Genomic DNA, 19,837 nt, shown 5'->3' on the forward strand with positions numbered 1-19,837 from the left:
AGGAGCACGGCCATGTGGTTGTGCAACGTTTTCGGCGTGTCTTCCAGTCAGCGCAGTGCAATCGAAAGCGCCTTCGATCCGGTCGTTTCCACGGAAAAACGGTCGTACGACAGTGCCTTGCGCGAATTCTCCAGCTCGCCACGGCGGCAGGCTGGCGGCGCGCCTGCGCAGCGGACTGGACTGCAGGCGCGCTGGGCGCGCCGTGGAATTATCCCGATCTCGGGAGCGAAAATCCCATGAGCGGGATGGTTCAATCCGAGACGGCCGTCATTGGCGGCGCGGGCAACGTGGGCATGGGCATCGTCTCTGCATTGCTGGACGCCGGTATGCCAACGGTGGTGATTGGGCGCGACGCCGCCAAGCTGGATGCACTGCGTGCGCAGCACGGTCATTCCCCGCTGCTGGACATCGTGCAGGGATCGGTGGCCGACGATGCATCTGCGCAGCGCCTGGCCACCGAACTGGCCCAGCGGCAACGACCGCTGGGCGCGGTGATCGCCAGCCTGGGCAGCCCGCCCAAGGCTGGGCGGCTGGTGGATCGGCCGGTGGCCGCCCTGCGTCGTCGCCTGGAGCGCGACGTGCTGCCGCATCTGGCTGCCGCCCGTCACCTGCTGCCGCTGCTGGCCGAGGCCGACGGCGGCGGCCGCTATCTGCTGCTTGGTAGTCCGTGCGCGCTGCGCGCCTGGTCGGCGCATGGCGATCGTTCGGTTGCGGCCTCAGCCACCCGCATGCTTGCCCAGGTGTTGCACGAGGAAGCCAAGCCGTTGGGCGTCCGCGTGCAGTTGCTCTCGGTCGAGCAGCCGGTCTGCACGCCCGGCCGCGTCAAGGACGCCTGTCCGGAATGGATCCGCGCCGTGGACGTCGGCCGCGCCGCTGTTTCCCTGATTGCCGGGCCTGGCCAGCCCGGACAAGCCATCGTGACCGTGAGTCGTCGCCCGCCGGCCGCACCGTCGGCCAGCCGGCTGGCCGGTCTGCAATTTCCCATCCCCACCCGAGAGATTTCCCCATGACCACGAACGCCACCCCGTTCCGTTTTCCCTTGCGTACCGTGTTGGCGGGCGCCGTGCTTGCGGTCGTGCTCGCCGGCTGCGGCAGCAAGGCCGCCGAGACCGGCGCACCGCCGCCGCCCAGCGTCAGCGTCGCGCCGGTGTTGATGAAGCAGATCAGCCAGTGGGACGAATTCAGCGGCCGCATCGAGCCGGTGGAAAGCGTGGAACTGCGTCCGCGCGTGTCCGGCTATATCGACAAGGTCAACTACACCGAAGGTGCAGAGGTGAAGAAGGGCGATGTGCTCTTCACCATCGATGAGCGCAGCTACCGCGCCGAGTTCGCGCGTGCCAACGCGGCGCTGGTGCGTGCCCGCACCCAGGCCACGCTGGCACGTAGCGAAGCCACGCGCGCACGCAAATTGTCCGAGCAGCAGGCCATCTCCACCGAAACCTGGGAGCAGCGCCGCGCCGCCGCCGATCAGGCCGATGCCGACCTGCAGGCCGCCCAGGCCGCGGTGGACACCGCCAGGCTCAACCTGGATTGGACGCGCGTGCGCGCTCCCATCGACGGCCGCGCCGGGCGTGCGATGGTCACCGCCGGCAACCTGGTCACGGCCGGCGACAGCGCCAGCGTGCTGACCACCCTGGTGTCGCTGGACAAGGTATTCGTCTACTTCGATGCCGACGAAGGCACCTTCCTGCGCTATTCGCAGATGGCCCGCAACGGCGAGCGCCCGGACGAACGTGGCGGCGAGTTGCCGGTGCGGATCGGGCTGGTCGGCGAGCAGGGCTTCCCGCACACCGGTCGCGTGGATTTCCTGGACAACCAGGTGACCCGCAGCACTGGCACCATCCGCGTCCGCGCGGTACTGGACAACGCGCAACGGCAATTCACGCCGGGGTTGTATGCGCACGTGCAGTTGCTGGGCAGCGGCCAGTTCAAGGCCATGCTGGTCGACGAAAAGGCCGTGCTCACCGACCAGGACCGCAAGTATGTGTACGTGGTGGACAAGGACGGCAAGGCGCAGCGCCGCGATGTGGAGCTCGGCCGCAGTGCCGATGGTCTGCGCATCGTGCGTAGCGGCCTGGCCGCCGGCGACCGCGTGGTGGTCGATGGCGTGCAGAAGATCTTCATGCCCGGCATGCCGGTGGACGCCAAGACCGTGGCCATGGCGCCGGCGGCGGACAAGCGCACCGCTTCCAACTAGGGATCGCCAACGCGCGTTGCGCGCTGTCGCGCCTGCCTGGCGACAGCGCACCACCTGCAATGGCTGTACTGCTGTATCGCTGCATCACAGCTCATGACTGCCGGCCTCGTCATCAGGCCGGCCCGGGGCCGCTGTGCCGCGCCGCCATCCGGCGGCAACCTCTTTCAGGACCATCCCAATGGACTTTTCCCGTTTTTTCATCGACCGGCCGATCTTTGCCGCGGTGCTGTCGATCATCATCTTCGCGGCCGGCCTGATCGCCATGCCGCTGCTGCCGATCAGCGAATACCCAGAAGTGGTGCCGCCGAGCGTGCAGGTGCGCGCGGTGTATCCGGGCGCCAACCCCAAGGTCATCGCCGAGACCGTTGCCACGCCGCTTGAGGAAGCCATCAACGGCGTGGAAAACATGATGTACATGAAGTCGGTGGCCGGCTCGGACGGCGTGCTGGTGGTCACCGTGACCTTCAAGCCCGGCACCGATCCGGACCAGGCGCAGGTGCAGGTGCAGAACCGCGTCAGCCAGGCGCAGGCGCGTCTGCCCGAGGACGTGCGTCGCCAGGGCGTGACCACACAGAAGCAATCGCCGACGCTGACCATGGTCGTGCATCTGACCTCGCCCAAGGGCAAGTACAACTCGCTGTACCTGAGCAACTACGCCACCTTGAAGGTCAAGGACGAGCTGTCGCGCCTGCCGGGCGTGGGACAGATCCAGATCTTCGGTGCCGGCGACTACGCCATGCGCATCTGGTTGAACCCGGACAAGGTGGCCGCACGCGGGCTCACCGCCAGCGATGTGGTCGCCGCCATCCGCGAGCAGAACGTGCAGGTCTCCGCCGGCCAGCTCGGCGCGGAACCCATGCCCAACAAGAGCGATTTCCTGCTCTCGATCAATGCGCAGGGCCGCCTCACCACCGAAGAAGAGTTCGGCAACATCGTCATCCGCAGCGGCAACAGCGGCGAGATCGTGCGCCTGAGCGACGTGGCGCGCCTGGAGCTGGGCGCCGGCAACTACACCCTGCGGTCGCAGCTGGACAACCAGAACGCGGTGGGCATGGGCGTGTTCCAGTCGCCCGGTGCCAACGCGATCGAATTGTCCGATGCGGTGCGCGCCAAGATGGCCGAACTGGAAAAGCAGTTCCCGCAGGACATGGCATGGTCGGCCGCGTACGACCCAACCGTGTTCGTGCGCGATTCGATCAGCGCGGTGGTGCACACGCTGCTGGAAGCGGTGCTGCTGGTGGTGCTGGTGGTGATCCTGTTCCTGCAGACCTGGCGCGCTTCGATCATTCCGTTGCTGGCGGTACCGGTGTCGGTGGTCGGTACGTTCGCTGCGTTGTACCTGCTGGGCTTTTCGATCAATACGCTGAGCCTGTTCGGTTTGGTGCTGGCGATCGGCATCGTGGTCGACGATGCGATCGTGGTGGTGGAAAACGTCGAGCGCAACATCGAAGAAGGCCTGAGCCCATTGGCGGCTGCCCATCAGGCCATGCGCGAAGTGTCCGGGCCGATCATCGCCATCGCGCTGGTGCTGTGCGCGGTGTTCGTGCCGATGGCGTTCCTGTCGGGCGTGACCGGCCAGTTCTACAAGCAGTTCGCGGTGACCATCGCCATTTCCACGGTGATTTCGGCGATCAACTCGCTGACCTTGTCGCCGGCGCTGGCGGCGATGCTGCTCAAGTCGCACGACGCGCCCAAGGATGGTCCGTCGCGGTTGATCGACCGTTTGTTCGGCTGGTTGTTCCGCCCGTTCAATCGTTTCTTCAACACCAGCTCGCACAAGTACCAAGGCGCGGTGTCGCGTGCGCTGGGCAAGCGGGGTGCGGTGTTCGTGGTCTACCTGCTGCTGTTGGTCGGTACCGGTTTCATGTTCAAGCTGGTGCCGGGCGGCTTCATTCCGACCCAGGACAAGCTGTATCTGATTGCGGGCACCAAACTGCCGGAAGGGTCGTCGCTGGAGCGCACCAATGAGGTGATCCGCCAGATCACCCAGATCGCGCTGCAGACCGACGGTGTGGATCACGCAATCGCGTTCCCGGGCCTGAACCCGCTGCAGTTCACCAATACGCCCAATACCGGCACGGTGTTCCTGACGCTCAAGCCGTTCAGTCAGCGCAGCCGCACCGCCGCGCAGATCAATGCGGAAATCAACGCACGCATCAGCCAGATCCAGCAGGGCTTCGCGTTCGCCTTCATGCCGCCACCGATTCTTGGCTTGGGCCAGGGCTCGGGCTACTCGCTGTACATCCAGGACCGTGCCGGCCTGGGCTATGGCCAGTTGCAGAGTGCGGTGAATGCGATGTCCGGTGCGATCTCGCAAACGCCGGGCATGCAGTTCCCGATCGGTACCTACCAGGCCAACGTGCCGCAGCTCGATGCCAAGGTCGACCGCGACAAGGCCAAGGCGCAGGGCGTGCCGCTGACCAATCTGTTCGACACGCTGCAGACCTATCTAGGTTCGTCCTACATCAACGACTTCAATCGCTTCGGTCGCACCTATCAGGTGATCGCCCAGGCCGATGGACAGTTCCGCGATAGCGTGGAAGACATCGCCAACCTGCGCACGCGCAACGCCAACGGCGACATGGTGCCGATCGGCAGCATGGTCATGCTGGGCCAGACCTACGGCCCGGACCCGGTGATCCGCTACAACGGCTACCCGGCCGCCGACCTCATCGGCGAAGCGGACCCGCGCGTGCTGTCGTCCACCGAGGCCATGCAGAAGCTGTCCAGCATGGCGCCGCAGGTGCTGCCCAACGGCATGAACATCGAGTGGACCGACCTGAGTTATCAGCAGTCCACGCAAGGCAACTCGGCGTTGATCGTGTTCCCGATGGCGGTGTTGCTGGCGTTCCTGGTATTGGCTGCGCTGTACGAAAGCTGGACCCTGCCGCTGGCAGTGATCCTGATCGTGCCGATGACCTTGCTGTCTGCGCTGTTCGGTGTGTGGCTCACCAATGGCGACAACAACGTGTTCGTGCAGGTGGGTCTGGTGGTGTTGATGGGCCTGGCGTGCAAGAACGCGATCCTGATCGTGGAGTTCGCCCGGGAACTGGAAATGCACGGCAAGGGCATTGTCGAAGCCGCACTGGAAGCCTGCCGCCTGCGCCTGCGTCCGATCGTGATGACCTCCATCGCCTTCATCGCCGGCACGGTGCCGCTGGTGTTCGGCCATGGTGCCGGCGCCGAAGTGCGCTCGGTCACCGGCATCACGGTGTTCGCCGGCATGCTGGGTGTGACCTTGTTCGGCCTGTTCCTGACTCCGGTGTTCTACGTGGCGCTGCGCAAGTGGGTCACCCGTCGCGGTCCCGCGACACCGCCCGCGGTTGCCCACGATCACGCGCACGTCAACGCCTAAGCGCGCGTCGCTTCCCCCTACATACATTCGAAGGATTTACACATGAGCAACACCAAGATCGCATTGGTCACCGGCGCAACCCGCGGCATCGGCCTGGAGACCGTTCGGCAATTGGCTACCGCCGGCGTGCACACGCTGCTGGCCGGCCGCAAGCGCGACGACGCCGTGGCCGCGGCCCTCAAGTTGCAGGCCGAAGGCCTGCCGGTGGAGGCCATCCAGCTCGACGTCAACGACGACATCAGCATTGCTGCCGCGGTGGGCACGGTGGAGCAGCGCCATGGTCATCTGGACATCCTGATCAACAACGCCGGCATCATGATCGAGGACATGCAGCGCACCCCGTCGCAGCAGAGCCTGGAGGTGTGGAAGCGCACCTTCGACACCAATCTGTTCGCGGTGGTCGAGGTGACCAAGGCCTTCCTGCCGCTGCTGCGTCGTTCGCTGGCCGGGCGTATCGTCAACGTGTCGAGCATCCTCGGTTCGCTGACCTTGCACAGCCAGCCCGGCTCGCCGATCTACGACTTCAAGATTCCTGCTTACGACGCGTCCAAGAGCGCGTTGAACAGCTGGACGGTGCATCTGGCCTACGAATTGCGCGACACAGCCATCAAGGTCAACACGGTGCATCCGGGTTACGTCAAAACCGACATGAACGGTGGCGGCGGCGAAATCGAAGTGGAGCAGGGCGCGCAAAGCAGCGTGCAAATGGCGCTGTTGGATGCGCACGGTGCCACCGGCAGCTTTACCCATCTGGGAGAGGTGTTGCCATGGTAAGAAACTTCCTGAGCGTGGCACTGGCTGCGCTGGTGCTCAGCGGTTGCGCGGTCGGGCCGGATTACCGCCCCGATCCGCCGGCGGCGGTGACGCTGCAAGGCGCGCAAGACCCGGCATACAGCGCGCAGTCGCCGGTGGGCAACTGGTGGTCGCAGTTCGACGACCCGGTGCTGGAGCAATTGGTGCGCGACGCCTTGTTCGCCAACCACGACCTGCGCATCGCGGTGGCGCGCGTCAAGCAGGCGCGCGCGGTGTTCGTCGAGCGCCGCCTGGATCAGGCGCCGCATATCACCGCGCAAGGTAGCTTCGATCGTCGCGAGCAGCAGCAGGTGATCGCCGGCAATCAGCGCTTTCTGACCGAGCAGACCACGCTCGGTCTGGATGCGGCCTGGGAGCTGGACCTGTTCGGCCGTCAGCGGCGTGCATCGGAGGCCGCGCGTGCCGACCTGGATGCCGAGCAGGCCAACCTGCAGGACGTGCAGGTCACCGTTGCTGCCGAAGTGGCGCGCAATTATTTCGAATTGCGCGGCACCCAGAAGCGCTTGGACGTCTCCAAGCGCACGCTCACCAACCTGCGCGACACCCAGAAGCTGACCCAGACCCGATGGGATCTGGGTGCCGGCAGCGAGCTGGACGTGCAGAGCAGCCTGGCGCGGTTGAAGGCGATCGAGGCGGATATTCCGCTGCTGGAAACCGCCGAGGCGCAATACCGCCACCGTCTGGCTGTGTTGCTGGGCCAGCAACCGGATGCGTTGGATGCCACCTTGGCCGCGCGCGAGATGCCGGCGTTCGCGCGCCCGCTGCCGCTGGGCGATACCGCCGGCTTGCTGCGTCAGCGTCCGGATGTGCGCGGCGCCGAGCGCCGGCTGGCGGCAGCCACCGCGCAAGTGGGCGTGGCCACTGCCGACCTGTTTCCGCGCATCAGCGTGAGCGGGTTCGTCGGCTTCCTCACCGGCGACGCAGCCAGGTTGACCGAAGGCAACGCCAAGGCCTGGTCGGTGACCCCGTCGATCAGCTGGGCCGCCTTCGATTTCGGCACCGTGCGTGCGCGCTTGCGTGCCAGCAAGGCGCAGGCCGAAGGTGCGTTGGCGCAGTATCAGCAAACCGTATTGCTGGCGCTGGAAGACACCGAAAACGCGTTGATCGGCTATGGCCGCCAGCAGGCGCGCCTGGCCATCGTGGTGGAGCAGGCCAATGCCGCGCGGCGTGCCGAGCAGCTGGCGCAGATCCGCTACCGCGAGGGCTCGGAAGACTTCCTCACCCTGCTGGATGCGCAGCGCACCCAGCTGGCGGCCGACGATGCGTTGGCGCAGGCCGAAGCGGCGGTGAATGTCGGCGTGGTCGGCGTGTACAAGGCGCTCGGTGGCTGGAAGCAGGACCAAGCCCCTGCTGCACCGGTGGCCGTGGTCAATCGTTGAACGACGTGCGGGGCGGCCAGTGGGTCGCCCCGCAGTTCTGGCTGCAGCGTCAGAGCTAAACGGGGCGGTCGAACGTGTGCGGGCGATGGCTGGCGATACTGGCCATGCATCCGACGCCGCCAGTTCGCGCACCTCGGCTGACAGGCGCGCTACCGGCGCTTTCGTCACCACCATCGCATTCGCGACCAAGGCGTAACCCATCTGTCAGGTGCGTATGCCTACGCAGACCCGGACGCTTCCATGCCGCCAGGTGCCTATTCGGCGACCCGCACGCTGTCGCGTCCGCCGTTCTTGGCCAGATACAGCGCTGCATCGGCACGCGAAAACCAGTCCTGCCAATGCGTTTCGCCATCGTGGCGCGCCGCGCCCAGCGAGACGGTGATGCGCCCGCCGGGTCCGCGCAAGCCGTTGCGTATCACCTTGCGCAGGCGTTCGGTGGCCGCTTCCAGTTCGGCCAGCGAGCCGGCACGCAGCAGCACCACGAATTCTTCGCCACCAAAACGGAAGACCTGGTGCGGTTCGCGTACTTCAAAGCGCAGGATGGTGGCCAGATCCGAGAGCGCCGCATCGCCGGCGGCATGCCCGTACAGATCGTTGACCTCCTTGAAGTGATCCAGATCCAGGATGATCAGGCTGTTGAGCCGGTCGTGCGGTTGGCGTTGATCGATCTGGTGGGTCAGCGCACGTTCCAGCATGCGACGGTTGGGCAAGCCGGTCAGCGCATCCAGCGAGGCCAGTTCTTCCAGGTGCACGCGGTCGTCCTGCATTCGCAGCGAAAACGCGTAGCCCACCGCCAGCGTCACCAGCGTCACCACGATCGTCGACACGCCCTGGCCGGGGCTGGTGATCAAGCCTGGCAAGAACAACAAGGCGGCCAGCAGCGGCAAGCTCAACAACACCGCGCGTCGCGGCCCGCACAAGAAATAATTGGTGGCCAGCACCGGGAACAGCCACGGCAGGGCGCCATCGCCACCAGTCCAGCACGCCACCAGGCACCCGCCAACATTGATCGACGCCAGCCACACGCCGCCGGCGCCGGTGTCTTCGGCACTGCGCATCTGCCAGCCGCGCCATACCGCAAGCACGCCCAGCGCCGCGGTGACCAGGCACGCAACTACCTGACCGGTCATGGCCAAATACACCGCATAGAGGCAAAGCAACAGCGCGGTGATTGGCCCGAGCATCTTGACGATGCCGAGTCGAAAATCCCGCCGCAGGTGGAGGATCACAGGGAAGGTTCGATAGGAGTCGGCATCATTATCGGCAAAGTGCGGTCAAAGTTGAGCGTGTCTTCATCGCCGCAACGGGTAGGAAAGTGAAGCGTTGCAGCGCAAGGCTTCGCACATCCTTGACGGCGCTGCCGCAAACGTATCGTTTTGGTTGTCGGAGTCTGCCATGCCCACCCGCGAAGAACTGGCCACGCGCCTGGACGCGTTGCAGGAAGAGTTGCCCAAGTTGTCGGCAGATGAAGATGCGGATTTCGACTATCTGGATTTTCAGGCGCGTGCCGAAGCGATCCTGAGCAGCGCCGCGCAGGACGATGCCGACTATGTGCGCACGCGTATCGACGGCATGCTGGCCGGTGCGGGCCTGATCCCCACCGACGACGCGGGCCACGCCTGCGGCTGAGGCCTGGTCTTGGCATGAGCGCATGTGCCTGAGCGTTCGTCGCTGCAATGCGCGCGCCGGCGAATGATCCGAGCATCTTCGTTCAGGCGCTCGCACCCGGGTTCGCCAAGCGCGCGCGATGTGGATCTGAGCGTCGACCGCGCGACACAGGCCTCTGCGACAGACCGCAGCAGCACGCCCGGCTGCTTGCGTTCAGGCCACGGATGCAAGCACATCCGCGCTCACGACCTGATTGCGGCCACCCTGCTTTGCGCGATACAGCGCCGCGTCCGCCCGTTGCAGTAACGAGGCCACGGTGCTGGCGTGAGCGGGAAAGCTGGCCGCGCCGAACGAGGCGGTGACCTTCGGCAGACAGACGCCATCGCCCATGACCTGCAGGGCCTCGATGCCGGCGCGCAATTTCTCCGCCATCATGCACGCGGTTGGCAGATCGACTTCGGGCAGGATGATCGTCAATTCTTCGCCGCCGTACCGGCAGCAGATGTCCTCGCCACGCGTCTGCGCCAGCAACAATTCGCCAATGGCCGCCAGCACGCGGTCGCCGCCGCTGTGCCCGTGCAGGTCGTTGAACCGCTTGAAGTGATCCACATCCAGCATCAGCACCGACAAGGGCAGCTCGCGGCGCGTGCAGCGCGCCAACTCGTGACTGAGGGTTTCTTCCAGATAGCGGCGGTTGTACAGGCCTGTCAGCGGGTCGCGGATCGATTGCTGGCGCAGCGTTTCGCGCAGGCGCAGGTTGTGCAGCGCCAAGGAGAGTTGTTCTGCTGCCGCCTCGGCCACGGTCAGCGAGGCAAGATCGTCAGGGTCTTCGCTACGCAATGCCAGCATCCCCAGCTGCGTGCCCTGCGCCGATAGCGGAATACAGGCGGTGGCCGCATGCGCCGGGAGGTTGACGCCGGCATGCTGGCACAGCATGCCCTGGCCGGCGTCCATCACCACATGGGTGCGGTCGCGGCGCAGCGCCCAGCAGTTGTCCGGCGCGATGCTGGCACTGGCGTCGTCTGCCATCTCGCCCCAGGCGACCACCTGTTCGGCGCGATCGCGCGAGGCGCGTAGCAAGTAGACCGCGCCGGCGGCACCGGGAATCAGCGGTGCAATCGTGCGTGCAGTGATTTCCAGCGCTTCTTCGGCATCGCGGCAGTTCTGCAGCAACCCGGAGTAGCGTGCCAGCGCCTCCAGGCCAGCGGAGGTGCGTTCGAGTGCGGCAAACGACTCGATCAGGCGCTCGCTGGTCCGGCTGGCGTCGTTTTCGGCACGCGTACGCCGTTCCAGCTCGCGCGACAACAAGCGGTACGCCAACAGCATCACCAGCAAGCCACTGGCAATGCCGATCACGGTCACCCACAGCACCCACTGTGCGCTGCGGGTGGTGGCTGCATTGCGCCTGATCAGTTGCTGCCGCTCCAGCTCCGTCATGGTCTGCACCTGGCGGCGCAGCGATGAAGAGGTCTGGAACACCCCGCGCGCGATGGCAGCACGCGCGCCATCCAGGCCTTGCTTGCGATAGCTATGCAATAACTCGTCGATCTGCACCAGGCGCGCGTCCACCAAACGGCTCAGCACGACCACATTGCGCCGCTGCGTCGGGTTGTCCTGCACCAGGGCGTCCAGCCGCACGATGCGCTCGGGCAGGCGGCCGATCGCATCGGCATACACGCCCAGAAAGGCCTCGTTGTCGGTCAAGACATAGCCGCGCGCCGACGATTCCGCCGACAGCATGCCCGCCTGGATTTCGTCGATGCTGGCAATCACTTCCTGGGTGTGCGTCACCCAGCCGGCGTCCGACAGCGAACGCTGCGTCGTGAGGTACCCGCCCACGCCGATCAGGACAAAGATCAGCCCACCCACCAGCAAGGCCCCGGCAGCACGACGTTTGGTTCTTTTGGTCAACACCGCGTTCCCCCGGCACGATTGTCTGGTCGAGGCCGATGCAAGCCGCGTGCCTACGCTCCACTTCGCTTGCCGAGTCAGCTGGCAGACGGCACATTGCCCCCGGAAGCAGCGTCGTGGCGGTATGCTGGCAAGCAGTCACCGAAAAGGGCGCCCGTTGGTCATTTTTCTAGGCAATTACCAACTCACCTGTCATGCCGTCAAAGGCGATACCCCCGCCCATGGCTGGGTGGCAGGCTGGGATATTGCGCAGATCGGCATCGGCCGCGGCGCGAACCTGGCAGGCGCCGCGCTGTCGTCGACCTTTCCCGACCATCGCAGCGCCATTGCAGCCGCCCGGATTGCCGGCATGGTCACGCTGGAAGCCATGCACGCCAAGGCGCAAGAGCAGCGCGAGTACGCCTGAGCGGGAAGCCCTGACGGCTGGCACGCGATTTGCTCGGGTTTGATCAGGGCGCCGTCGAGCGTCTCTGGAGCAAGTGCAATGGAAGAGCCCAATAAAAGCGCACTGGCGTTGCTGCAACACGAAGCCAGCGCGTTGCTGGCCTTGTTCGATCAACTCCGCGGCGATGCCGCCCCGCGGTGTGCAGCTGCCGACGACCGGGCAGGCGCCCTCGTTCGTCGCGATGAGCCCGACCATGCCGCGCGCGTCACTAACTGACGCAGCGCGCGCAGTCTGCTTCGTCCTTCGCAATGGCCAACGTCTGACCTCTGCATCGGGAAATCCCGGCCTTGTCCGTTTATCTCTGGGGCGAGGTTGAAGCGGGTGGGCAGGGCCCCAGCACGCACTGACGCATGTCGCAACGCGCAAGCGCTTTCGGTGACCTCGCTGTCAAACGAACGCCTCAATGGTGAGGTGGCTTATACCTTCTGGATCGCGATGGCACGCCTCGTCCACACAAAAGGAGGGCCGCTGCTGCCAGCGTTGCTGCCAAGCCTGGAACATGAGAATGGGCCAAAGATGCGTGTGCCACTTTCGTTGACCTGCGATGAACGCTTGCCAGAGATGCGTCACCACCCCGACGTCGAAGACGCCTTGCTCTTCAAGTTTTGAAGGTGTCAACAAGTCTTCAGCCCACTCGCGTAAGGGGCCGCGTAGCCACCGGCCGACAGGCGCACCGAAGCCTCGCTTGGGTCGATAGATAAGCTCCTGCGGCAGATACAGTTCGAGCAGGCGCTTCAAAATGTATTTTTGCTCCCCACGAACCATTTTGAGCTTGAGCGGAATCTGCCAGGCCAGCTGAAATACCTGCTGATCCAGGAAGGGGGGAAGACGTGTTCAGGCCATGCAGCATGCACGCGCGGTCGACTTTGGTCATGAGTCCTTCCCCAAGTTCCATGGCAATGTCCATAAAGAGAACGCGCTCGCCTGGGGATCCGACGGTCAGCTGCTCCATGGGCGTGTCATAGATCGTGGGGTACTCCATGGAGCCAAGCACGGCGCAACGGGGGTTGCGCCAACGCGAGACTCTGAGCAGGTAGCTCTCTTCCACCGCGCGGCTGATTGTCTCCCCCAGGGCCGCTCGCCATCCGCCCAAACGGGCCGACTCCTTCGTGTAGACGCCCCGGCGACGCAGCGAACAGCGCAGCGTGTCCGGGATCATGGAGCTCAGGCGCGCATTGCGCAGTGCACGCGCATACGCGGCATGGCCGAAGAACAATTCGTCGCCTCCATCGCCTGTCAGCATGTGACTGACTTGGCGGCGCGCGGAGCCTGCTGCAAGCAGTGTCGGAATCTGGGACGAGTCCGCAAAGGGTTCGCAAAACGCCTCCGATATCTCCGGCAGAACGGCCACGGCCTGCTGATCGCTGATGCGTTGTTGGAAATGCCGCGTAACTAGATGGCTTGCAACCTTTTGTGCCCAATCCATTTCGTCGTGGTCGGCATCCTCAAATCCGATGGTGACGGTATCGACAGGTGTTGAGCGTTGCGACTGCAGGAGGGACGTGATGAGGCTGGAATCGGTTCCTCCCGACAGGAATGAACCAGTCTTGCGATCGCTGACGCGGTCAACCGCCATCGATAGCGCATCCTGCAGGCGGCTGATCGCACGCTCTTCGGTCACATGCTCTCTTGCTTGGATTAAGTTGCTGACATTTCTTTTCGGATGCCAGTAGCGCGCCCCCTCGCTGGGGTCGTGATGAGGCGCACCGCGTTCCACATCCAGCGTGCTGAAAACTTGAATGGTTCCTGCCGCTAGTTTGAAGATGCCTCGATGGATGCTATATGGCGATGGAATGTAGCCGTATCGCAGCAGGAGCGTCAGCGCATTCCGATCGATCAAGTTACTGAAGCCATGAGAGGAAGCGATCGCTTTGAGTTCAGAAGCAAACACAAAACCCTGATGTGTCCAGCCGTAGTACAGGCTGCATTGACCGATGCGGTCGCGCACTAGCGACAGCGTGTGTAATCGACGATCAAGAATGGCCAGGCAGAAGCTGCCATCGATGAGCTCTAGGGTTCGCTGCAGCCCCAACGACTGAATGCTTTGCGCGATCCTTGCGGCAGAGGTGTTGCTCTCACAAGCCTCTGGTGTGCTGTAAAGCGGCGAGAGGCCATTGGCGCGTCCAGCCAGAGCGACAAGATAACGACCATCGGTAGAAAAGCCCATGCGAGTCCCCGGGGTGCCAGAGCTCCCGCATGCAGCAAGTACCAGGGGCGTGTCAACGACGGTTGCCACACACGCTTTATCTCCACGGTGCTTCATCACAGCAACCATCGCACTTCCACGCCGTCCTAGCGTGCTGCTGTCTTTGTGAGAATTTGGTTCCAACCACAATCCACAGATACCCGACATCTGACCCGTCCGCCCTTGACCATATAGAGAGGTGCACTGGGCCGGGCAACGCGACTTGCTGGCGACGTCGTTCCCGATCCGGTGCGGCGCGCATGGTGGGCCGGTCGTATGTGGATTCCGCCTGGAAATGATCAAGGAACGGTTGAGAGGGCGCTGTTTTTTTGAGCACTTTGCATCGATGTCGCTCCGGTGCGCTGCGTCATGTCGAGCGCGTGGATGGCCGCGTGCAACCAGGCGCAGCGATGACTCGAACAGGTGACAGATGGCGTTTGCCTGATCGCTCTCTCGCCCGCCACGTCGCCGGCAACCAATGACTGCGCCCTGCGGAGATCGTGGCCGACAAGGCGCCCCGGCATCGGCTCATCGAAGTCGATATCGGGATGCCGGACCGCTTGCCGGTGCTGGCGGAATCCGAGCGCAGCTTTGGCGCGGCATATCGCAAGGTGGGCGAGGGCATCGTGGGGGTATCGACGTTGGCCATTGGCTGCATGCCCCCAGATGTCCCCAGCGTCGCATGGCGTGATACGTTCACCTGCGCACTGCGTCGCACATGAAAAAGGCCGAGAACCCTTGTTTTACGGGGGTTCCCGGCCTTCTCAGGACCTCATCGGTCCACTCATTGGTGGAGGTGGGCGGAGCCTGAAGACGCCCTTACGCAAGCTATTGACCCTAAAGCACTTCGGGTCTTCCAGCTGGGCCTGCTTTGATACCTCGAATGATACCTAAAGTCCTGAGCTGAGGAAGTGGGGAATGGCGCTATCGATCAAATGCAGCAGGCCAGCCGGCTGCACCGCTTGATCGGTAGCCCCCCTCTGAGACGGCTGCTCAGCAGTGCAGCTTGCTGTCGCGTATTGGCTTGCCGCACTCCAAGACCGCCTAAGGGGCTAGGGATAGACCAAGTCCACGGCTGCTGACAGCGGCTCGCGCAAAGCGAAGCCGCAACCTTGACCACCAGTTGCCTTCGGCGATAGTGCTGCCCCCGCACTCGGTTTGAGAGGTTGATCGGTCCGCGCTGTCGTCTTCTTCGGAGCTCAATCGAAGCTCCAAGAGAGGCAAAGCAGCGCGCAGCCGGTTCGTTGTTGATGCGTATCCCTCAGTATTTGTCGCGTTCGTTGCCCTCCGGTCGATGGTCCTTTCGGCGGCGGGTTCCCGCTGACCTCCAACCGCTGCTCGGCTTGCAGGCGATCAAGCGCACCTTGCACACGACCGTTTTGGAAGAGGCGCAACTGCGCGCGGCCACCTTGGCATCGCACTACGAGCGGCTGTTCGCGCGGTTGCGGGACGACGGGTTGGATCGACGCGGTCAGGCAGACGCTTCCGCCTTGGTGGCATCCGCCTCTGCTGCAACACCCTTCCGCAACCTGACCTTGCATCGAACCAGGACGCCGGACGGAACCGTGCATGAGCGCTGGCAAATCGACAGCACCAAAGGCGTGAGGCTGTTTCGAGAACTCCACGAAGGCCTCGGCTCGGAAGGCGAACGACCAGTCCCACTGCCGGCATCGCCACTGGCCATCGCAGCGTATGCCGCCAAGCTCGGCTCGATCCTTGAGCCAATGACACTTGGGAAGGCGCGGCATGCGTGGTTGGCGACCTTGAAGGGCCGCACCTTGCCCAAGACCTATGTCATCAAGAAGTCGGCCATCCAAGCATTGGTGGACTACCTGGGTGAGAAGACGAAGATCCATACGATCACGCGGTCAGACCTAGCTCGCTGGTATCAGCAGATGCGGAAGGAGGGCGCGTCCACGCCAACGCTGACGAACAAGCAGAGCTACGTGGGCGGGAAGGGAGGATTTTTCGATTGGGCGATGGTCTCTGGTCACTACTCTAGAGGCGACAACCCGGCCAAGGGTCATGTGAGCTATTCGGCAAGGGAGCGGCGGGCTCGACGGAAGCTTGGGTTTAAGGTTTTTGATCGTGAGCAAATTCATGCCGTCTTTTGCCCAGTCAACTTCCCACGGCTCTCGCCGAACGCGCGCTGGGCGGTGCTCATCGGGCTTTACACCGGGGCGCGCGCCTCCGAGGTGGGGCAGCTGCTGGTGGCCGATGTGTTCAAGGAGGACAACATCCCTTGCATCCGGATTTCGGACGAGGGAGAGCACCAGAAGGTCAAAACCGAAGTGAGTCTTCGCACGGTGCCAATCCATCCGGATTTGCTGGCGCTTGGGTTTTGGGACTGGGTTGAGAGCCGAAAGGCTCCTGGTCACAAGCGCTTGTTCCCGCACGCCAAAGCAGACGCCGTGAACGGGCAGGGGAACTGGATCACGAAGGCGTTTAGCCGCTATCTGGGCGAGATCGGCAAAGACTGGCCTAAGGCCAAGCGCGGGTTCCACTCTTTGCGAAAGACCCTCATCCAAGAGCTGCAAGGTCTTGGTGTGTCGTCAGAGCTGCGTGCGCAGATTGTGGGGCACGAGCTAGACGATGAGCATCATGCGACTTACAGCAGGGACTTCACCGTAACCGAAAAGCTACGCGGCCTAGGCACACACTCTCCCGGCCTGGGGCGGCTCGGATATGGGCTCAATGGCGCTGCTCTTAGGTCCATCTTCGAAAAGCTACGAGCTAACTAGTCTCAGTCTGTGATTCTGCGAGGCTCCATGCTGCAACCAGGTTGCCGTGCGTGCATTGAAGGAGCGAGTTTGAGCCTGTATCGTCTACACATTGTAAAGACAAGGGTGAGGCGCATGTCTGAGCGCAAGACAGAGGTCGTGAATCTGAGGATGAGCCCCCGGGTTAAAGAGCTTCTGCGCGAAGCAGCTGGTCGGGAACATAGGACGTTGTCCAACATGTTAGAGGTTCTCATCGAGGGATATTTTGACGCTGAGAACCATGCGGATGTATTTCCACCATCTGGTCGTAAGAGTCGTGCGACTGCTGAGAATTCAACAAATATCGACGTCAGTCGTGCACATAGCGGTTAAAAAATAATGAACGAAGCTATTTCCCGCTTTTTGTCCGTTCAAGATGAAGGGCTGGGGTCTATTGCAGGTGAAGAATTGGGGCTCTCAGAGGTTCTTTATGACCGGCCTCAATGTAAGCCTTTCTTGCGGTGGGCAGGTGGTAAGACACGATTGTTGAGTGCAATTCTCCCCCATGTTCCGACCAATTTTAGAAACTTTCATGAGCCGTTCTTAGGCTCCGGCGCAATTTTTTTTGCGGTACGATCGCGTGCGCAGCAGTGCTATCTATCCGATCTAAATAGCGAGCTCATTAATCTTTGGCGGGCAGTGCAAGCAAAGCCTCGCGCTCTCTTTAATCGCCTTCAGCCCTACCTGGATAGGCAGGGGGAAGACGAGTATTATGTCATTCGCGCCGAAGCTCCGACGCAAGCTCTTGAGCGTGCCGCTCGATTCTTTTATTTGAATCAGACTTCATGGAATGGGCTTTGGCGGGAAAATCGCTGGGGTGTATTTAACGTGCCCTGGGGCGCACGTGCTTTCAGAGGTATTGAATTTGCATCTTTGAAAGCGGTAGCAGATACACTGAAAGATACGGAAATCGTGGAGCAAGATTTCCGTCAATCAATTGCCTGTGCACAGCCTGGTGATTTTGTCTATATGGACCCGCCATATCTGCCTATTTCTGATACCAGTAAATTCGCTGGCTACAATGGGAGGCGCTTCCGAATAACCGATTTGGAAGAGCTGGCTTTTTTATGCGAAGGCCTAACCAAGCGAGGTGTGCATTGGATTGTTTCAAATAGGGACAATGAGCATATTCGTAAAATTTTCTCTCACGCCAAGGTTTATTCGTTCACCACGCGTCGCTCGGTCTCAGCTCAGGCTAAACGACATATTCAGCCTAAGGATTCGCCAGAAGTCATTGTTGTAGGAGGGCCGAATCGATGAGCCAGCAGCGCGTTCGTGCCGTGATCTTTGCGCGATACACCCTATCCAATTTTAAGGCGCTTTATGGGCGCTTGCGGAGCAGTAGTAGTTACAGCAAGGACTACTTCCAGATTAATGCAAAGGCAGCTTCGATAGTTGCTGATGCGCTAGGATTTGCTGGCGATCGAGTCAATCTTTCCTATGCTTGGCCTGATGGCGGTCAGATAGACGGCTACCTCCTATTTTCCGCCGACCGTCTCCACTTGGGATGGGACACGAACAAGCCGCCTTCTCCTTGGCGTGTCGGTCAAGTCGGTTCGCGTCCAGAAATAAGCTTGGAAGGGGCTGCGGATCTGCAAGCAGAGGCCGACGCAAACGCAGTGTTTGATGCGATAAATGGCCACAACACAAAGCCCTGGCTAATTGCTGTAAAGCTGGCGGATGAAGGCGCAAAGCTTCATACCCGAGTTTACTTTGAAAACCCACCAGCCGAATTTCAAGATCGCGGATTGGATCAGCTCCCTTCGGAGGTCGTAGCTGCTATCGAAGCGCTGCCCCCAAGTGCTGGGCTCGGAGCGATAGGATGGGAAGAGCCCAAGAAGCGGGAGCCTCGCGCTCCGGGGGTCGTCAAAGCGGTGCTCGAAGCGTTGGAGCGCGAACCGAATGTGCTCCTTGTCGGCCCGCCGGGAACCGGCAAGAGCGTCGCTTTGGAAGATTTGCGGGAACACTATCGATCAATTCCCAAGGCTCCGCAATTTGATCCGGATTCTTGGCCCGGCAACTGGACCGATGGCTCGGAGGTGGAACAAGAGATTGTTTCTGACTTGCGAAGCGAGGCTTTGGTTTTTCACCCCGCGTATAGCTACGAGCAGTTCGTAGCCGGACTCTTTCCTAGCTCAACCAGCAAGGGCGCAATCAAGCTTGAAGCTAAGGCTGGGCCCCTGTTGTCTTTGGGCCACTGGGCTTCCGCTGATCCTGGACGAAAGGCGCTCTTGATCTTAGATGAATTCAATCGTGGTTCTGCTGCTGCGATTTTTGGCGACACACTCGGACTTTTGGATGGCGATAAACGTTCTGGCGCGGGAAGGGCTGGCTCATACATCTCCCGTCCTTACCCTAACCAAGAGATGTCTGTTGCCCCGATTTACAGGCGGGACGAGGCAGAAGAGGAGCAATTCGATTCTGAATTGAGGCTTCCGGCAGGGCTCCACATTGTGGCCGCAATGAATAGCACCGATCGCTCGGTTGCGCCGCTTGATGCTGCAATGCGCCGTCGCTTTAGCGTCATTCGAGTGGGCCCCGACTATGATCTGTTGGTGAAACGCCTGCTTGAAGATGTCGGGAACGCTGATAGGGATCTTCCTTCAAGCCAGAGCGCTGACGGTTGGACGCCGGATGATGTCGCGTTGCTTGCTGTTCGAGTTCTTCGAACCCTTAATGAGCGCATTGAGTTTTGCTTGGGTGAGGATTTCTTACTGGGACATGCTTTCATTTGGAATGTAGGTATAGGCGACACTGCTGAGCGTTTGCATCTCCTTGCTATTGCTATGGACACGAAAATCGTTCCGACTTTGCGCGCGACGTTTCTTGATCAAGATGATGTTTTAGCAGTGGTCTTGGGAATCAAAGATTCAACCGGAGTTTCCAGTGATCGAGAGGCTCCCGAAGACGCATTAGGCTATTGGCGTTCGGCACCGTCTGCCCTCGCTAGTATCGCTCCTAAGAGGCTCGTTTTACGAGAAATCAGCGCGTTCGATCCGACGAGGCAGCTCCGTGTCTTGCTCGCAATTGCTCGTGATTGACGGTGAGGACTATTGAGGTCACTGAGGGGGTAGACTTTGCGCTATCCAATGCAGATGCAGAGCGACTGAGGGCGGCAGTAGAATTACTTCGCCTTCAATTAAGACCAAGTTTCAAGCTGCTATATGAGCAGGGTGGACTCCTGC

General features: G+C 62.1%; 16 protein-coding genes and 1 pseudogene. 13 read left to right on the top strand and 4 right to left on the bottom strand.

Features of this window, described 5'->3' with window-relative positions; translation table 11 throughout:
* Nucleotides 1–12: 12 nt before the first annotated feature.
* The 6 genes from ACDH77_RS07185 (at nucleotide 13) to ACDH77_RS07210 (ending at nucleotide 7,744) form a co-directional block, all read left to right on the top strand.
* Complete coding sequence (locus tag ACDH77_RS07185; protein ID WP_031421913.1) at nucleotides 13–240, top strand: hypothetical protein; 228 nt, start codon at nucleotides 13–15, stop codon at nucleotides 238–240.
* Nucleotides 237–1,010, top strand: coding sequence for an SDR family NAD(P)-dependent oxidoreductase (locus ACDH77_RS07190; RefSeq protein WP_372353779.1), 774 nt, complete (start codon nucleotides 237–239; stop codon nucleotides 1,008–1,010). The genes ACDH77_RS07185 and ACDH77_RS07190 overlap by 4 nt, the downstream gene beginning before the upstream one ends.
* Complete coding sequence (locus ACDH77_RS07195) at nucleotides 1,007–2,197, top strand: efflux RND transporter periplasmic adaptor subunit (protein ID WP_029819072.1); 1,191 nt, start codon at nucleotides 1,007–1,009, stop codon at nucleotides 2,195–2,197. The genes ACDH77_RS07190 and ACDH77_RS07195 overlap by 4 nt, the downstream gene beginning before the upstream one ends.
* A 178-nt stretch (nucleotides 2,198–2,375) precedes the next feature.
* Nucleotides 2,376–5,552, top strand: coding sequence for an efflux RND transporter permease subunit (locus ACDH77_RS07200; protein ID WP_372353780.1), 3,177 nt, complete (start codon nucleotides 2,376–2,378; stop codon nucleotides 5,550–5,552).
* Between the two features lie 42 nt (nucleotides 5,553–5,594).
* Nucleotides 5,595–6,326: an SDR family oxidoreductase gene (locus ACDH77_RS07205; protein ID WP_057681590.1), complete on the top strand. Its 732-nt coding sequence runs from the start codon at nucleotides 5,595–5,597 to the stop codon at nucleotides 6,324–6,326.
* Complete coding sequence (locus ACDH77_RS07210) at nucleotides 6,320–7,744, top strand: efflux transporter outer membrane subunit (RefSeq protein ID WP_031421916.1); 1,425 nt, start codon at nucleotides 6,320–6,322, stop codon at nucleotides 7,742–7,744. The genes ACDH77_RS07205 and ACDH77_RS07210 overlap by 7 nt, the downstream gene beginning before the upstream one ends.
* 254 nt (nucleotides 7,745–7,998) lie before the next feature.
* Here ACDH77_RS07210 and ACDH77_RS07215 read toward each other — a convergent pair whose 3' ends face one another.
* The gene (locus ACDH77_RS07215; protein ID WP_005919921.1) at nucleotides 7,999–8,973 is read right to left on the bottom strand and encodes a sensor domain-containing diguanylate cyclase; all 975 of its coding nucleotides are present in this window, start codon (nucleotides 8,971–8,973) and stop codon (nucleotides 7,999–8,001) included.
* A 94-nt stretch (nucleotides 8,974–9,067) separates the two neighbouring features.
* Between ACDH77_RS07215 and ACDH77_RS07220 the strand changes: the two genes are divergently transcribed.
* The gene (locus ACDH77_RS07220; protein WP_057681589.1) at nucleotides 9,068–9,373 is read left to right on the top strand and encodes a hypothetical protein; all 306 of its coding nucleotides are present in this window, start codon (nucleotides 9,068–9,070) and stop codon (nucleotides 9,371–9,373) included.
* Nucleotides 9,374–9,565: 192 nt separating this feature from the next.
* Here the strand turns inward: ACDH77_RS07220 and ACDH77_RS07225 are convergent, their stop codons facing one another.
* Nucleotides 9,566–11,221, bottom strand: a complete 1,656-nt coding sequence (locus tag ACDH77_RS07225) for a diguanylate cyclase (RefSeq protein WP_033479294.1) — start codon at nucleotides 11,219–11,221, stop codon at nucleotides 9,566–9,568.
* Between the two features lie 199 nt (nucleotides 11,222–11,420).
* On the opposite strand from ACDH77_RS07225, the gene ACDH77_RS07230 reads away from it, so the two are divergent.
* Both ACDH77_RS07230 and ACDH77_RS07235 read left to right on the top strand, forming a co-directional pair.
* The gene (locus ACDH77_RS07230; RefSeq protein WP_008577256.1) at nucleotides 11,421–11,669 is read left to right on the top strand and encodes a hypothetical protein; all 249 of its coding nucleotides are present in this window, start codon (nucleotides 11,421–11,423) and stop codon (nucleotides 11,667–11,669) included.
* A gap of 78 nt (nucleotides 11,670–11,747) precedes the next feature.
* Nucleotides 11,748–11,924: a hypothetical protein gene (locus ACDH77_RS07235; RefSeq protein WP_008577255.1), complete on the top strand. Its 177-nt coding sequence runs from the start codon at nucleotides 11,748–11,750 to the stop codon at nucleotides 11,922–11,924.
* 171 nt (nucleotides 11,925–12,095) lie between these two features.
* Here the strand turns inward: ACDH77_RS07235 and ACDH77_RS07240 are convergent, their stop codons facing one another.
* Nucleotides 12,096–12,473, bottom strand: coding sequence for an asparagine synthase-related protein (locus tag ACDH77_RS07240; RefSeq protein ID WP_230201288.1), 378 nt, complete (start codon nucleotides 12,471–12,473; stop codon nucleotides 12,096–12,098).
* Nucleotides 12,474–12,585: 112 nt separating this feature from the next.
* Nucleotides 12,586–14,061 (bottom strand): annotated as a pseudogene (locus ACDH77_RS07245) (asparagine synthetase B family protein); the annotation flags it as partial.
* A gap of 332 nt (nucleotides 14,062–14,393) precedes the next feature.
* On the opposite strand from ACDH77_RS07245, the gene ACDH77_RS07250 reads away from it, so the two are divergent.
* From ACDH77_RS07250 to ACDH77_RS07265, 4 genes are all read left to right on the top strand, one after another.
* A complete protein-coding gene (locus ACDH77_RS07250; RefSeq protein ID WP_008577251.1) occupies nucleotides 14,394–14,615 on the top strand; it encodes a hypothetical protein in 222 nt (73 codons plus the stop codon).
* Nucleotides 14,616–15,143: 528 nt separating this feature from the next.
* Complete coding sequence (locus ACDH77_RS07255; protein ID WP_372353781.1) at nucleotides 15,144–16,634, top strand: DUF6538 domain-containing protein; 1,491 nt, start codon at nucleotides 15,144–15,146, stop codon at nucleotides 16,632–16,634.
* A gap of 357 nt (nucleotides 16,635–16,991) precedes the next feature.
* On the top strand, nucleotides 16,992–17,912 hold the full coding sequence (locus ACDH77_RS07260) for a DNA adenine methylase (RefSeq protein ID WP_372353782.1): 921 nt from the start codon (nucleotides 16,992–16,994) through the stop codon (nucleotides 17,910–17,912).
* Complete coding sequence (locus tag ACDH77_RS07265) at nucleotides 17,909–19,693, top strand: AAA family ATPase (protein ID WP_372353783.1); 1,785 nt, start codon at nucleotides 17,909–17,911, stop codon at nucleotides 19,691–19,693. The genes ACDH77_RS07260 and ACDH77_RS07265 overlap by 4 nt, the downstream gene beginning before the upstream one ends.
* Nucleotides 19,694–19,837: the final 144 nt, after the last annotated feature.

This window comes from Xanthomonas axonopodis pv. maculifoliigardeniae (assembly GCF_041519315.1).
Taxonomy (GTDB): Bacteria; Pseudomonadota; Gammaproteobacteria; order Xanthomonadales; family Xanthomonadaceae; genus Xanthomonas; species Xanthomonas euvesicatoria.

Bases quoted from the DNA above. Each gene is read 5' to 3' on its own strand.
- ACDH77_RS07185 (WP_031421913.1), top strand. From the start codon at position 13: ATGTGGTTGTGCAACGTTTTCGGCGTGTCTTCCAGTCAGCGCAGTGCA.
- ACDH77_RS07190 (WP_372353779.1), top strand. From the start codon at position 237: ATGAGCGGGATGGTTCAATCCGAGACGGCCGTCATTGGCGGCGCGGGC.
- ACDH77_RS07195 (WP_029819072.1), top strand. From the start codon at position 1,007: ATGACCACGAACGCCACCCCGTTCCGTTTTCCCTTGCGTACCGTGTTG.
- ACDH77_RS07200 (WP_372353780.1), top strand. From the start codon at position 2,376: ATGGACTTTTCCCGTTTTTTCATCGACCGGCCGATCTTTGCCGCGGTG.
- ACDH77_RS07205 (WP_057681590.1), top strand. From the start codon at position 5,595: ATGAGCAACACCAAGATCGCATTGGTCACCGGCGCAACCCGCGGCATC.
- ACDH77_RS07210 (WP_031421916.1), top strand. From the start codon at position 6,320: ATGGTAAGAAACTTCCTGAGCGTGGCACTGGCTGCGCTGGTGCTCAGC.
- ACDH77_RS07235 (WP_008577255.1), top strand. From the start codon at position 11,748: ATGGAAGAGCCCAATAAAAGCGCACTGGCGTTGCTGCAACACGAAGCC.
- ACDH77_RS07240 (WP_230201288.1), bottom strand. From the start codon at position 12,473: ATGGTTCGTGGGGAGCAAAAATACATTTTGAAGCGCCTGCTCGAACTG.
- ACDH77_RS07255 (WP_372353781.1), top strand. From the start codon at position 15,144: ATGCGTATCCCTCAGTATTTGTCGCGTTCGTTGCCCTCCGGTCGATGG.
- ACDH77_RS07260 (WP_372353782.1), top strand. From the start codon at position 16,992: ATGAACGAAGCTATTTCCCGCTTTTTGTCCGTTCAAGATGAAGGGCTG.
- ACDH77_RS07265 (WP_372353783.1), top strand. From the start codon at position 17,909: ATGAGCCAGCAGCGCGTTCGTGCCGTGATCTTTGCGCGATACACCCTA.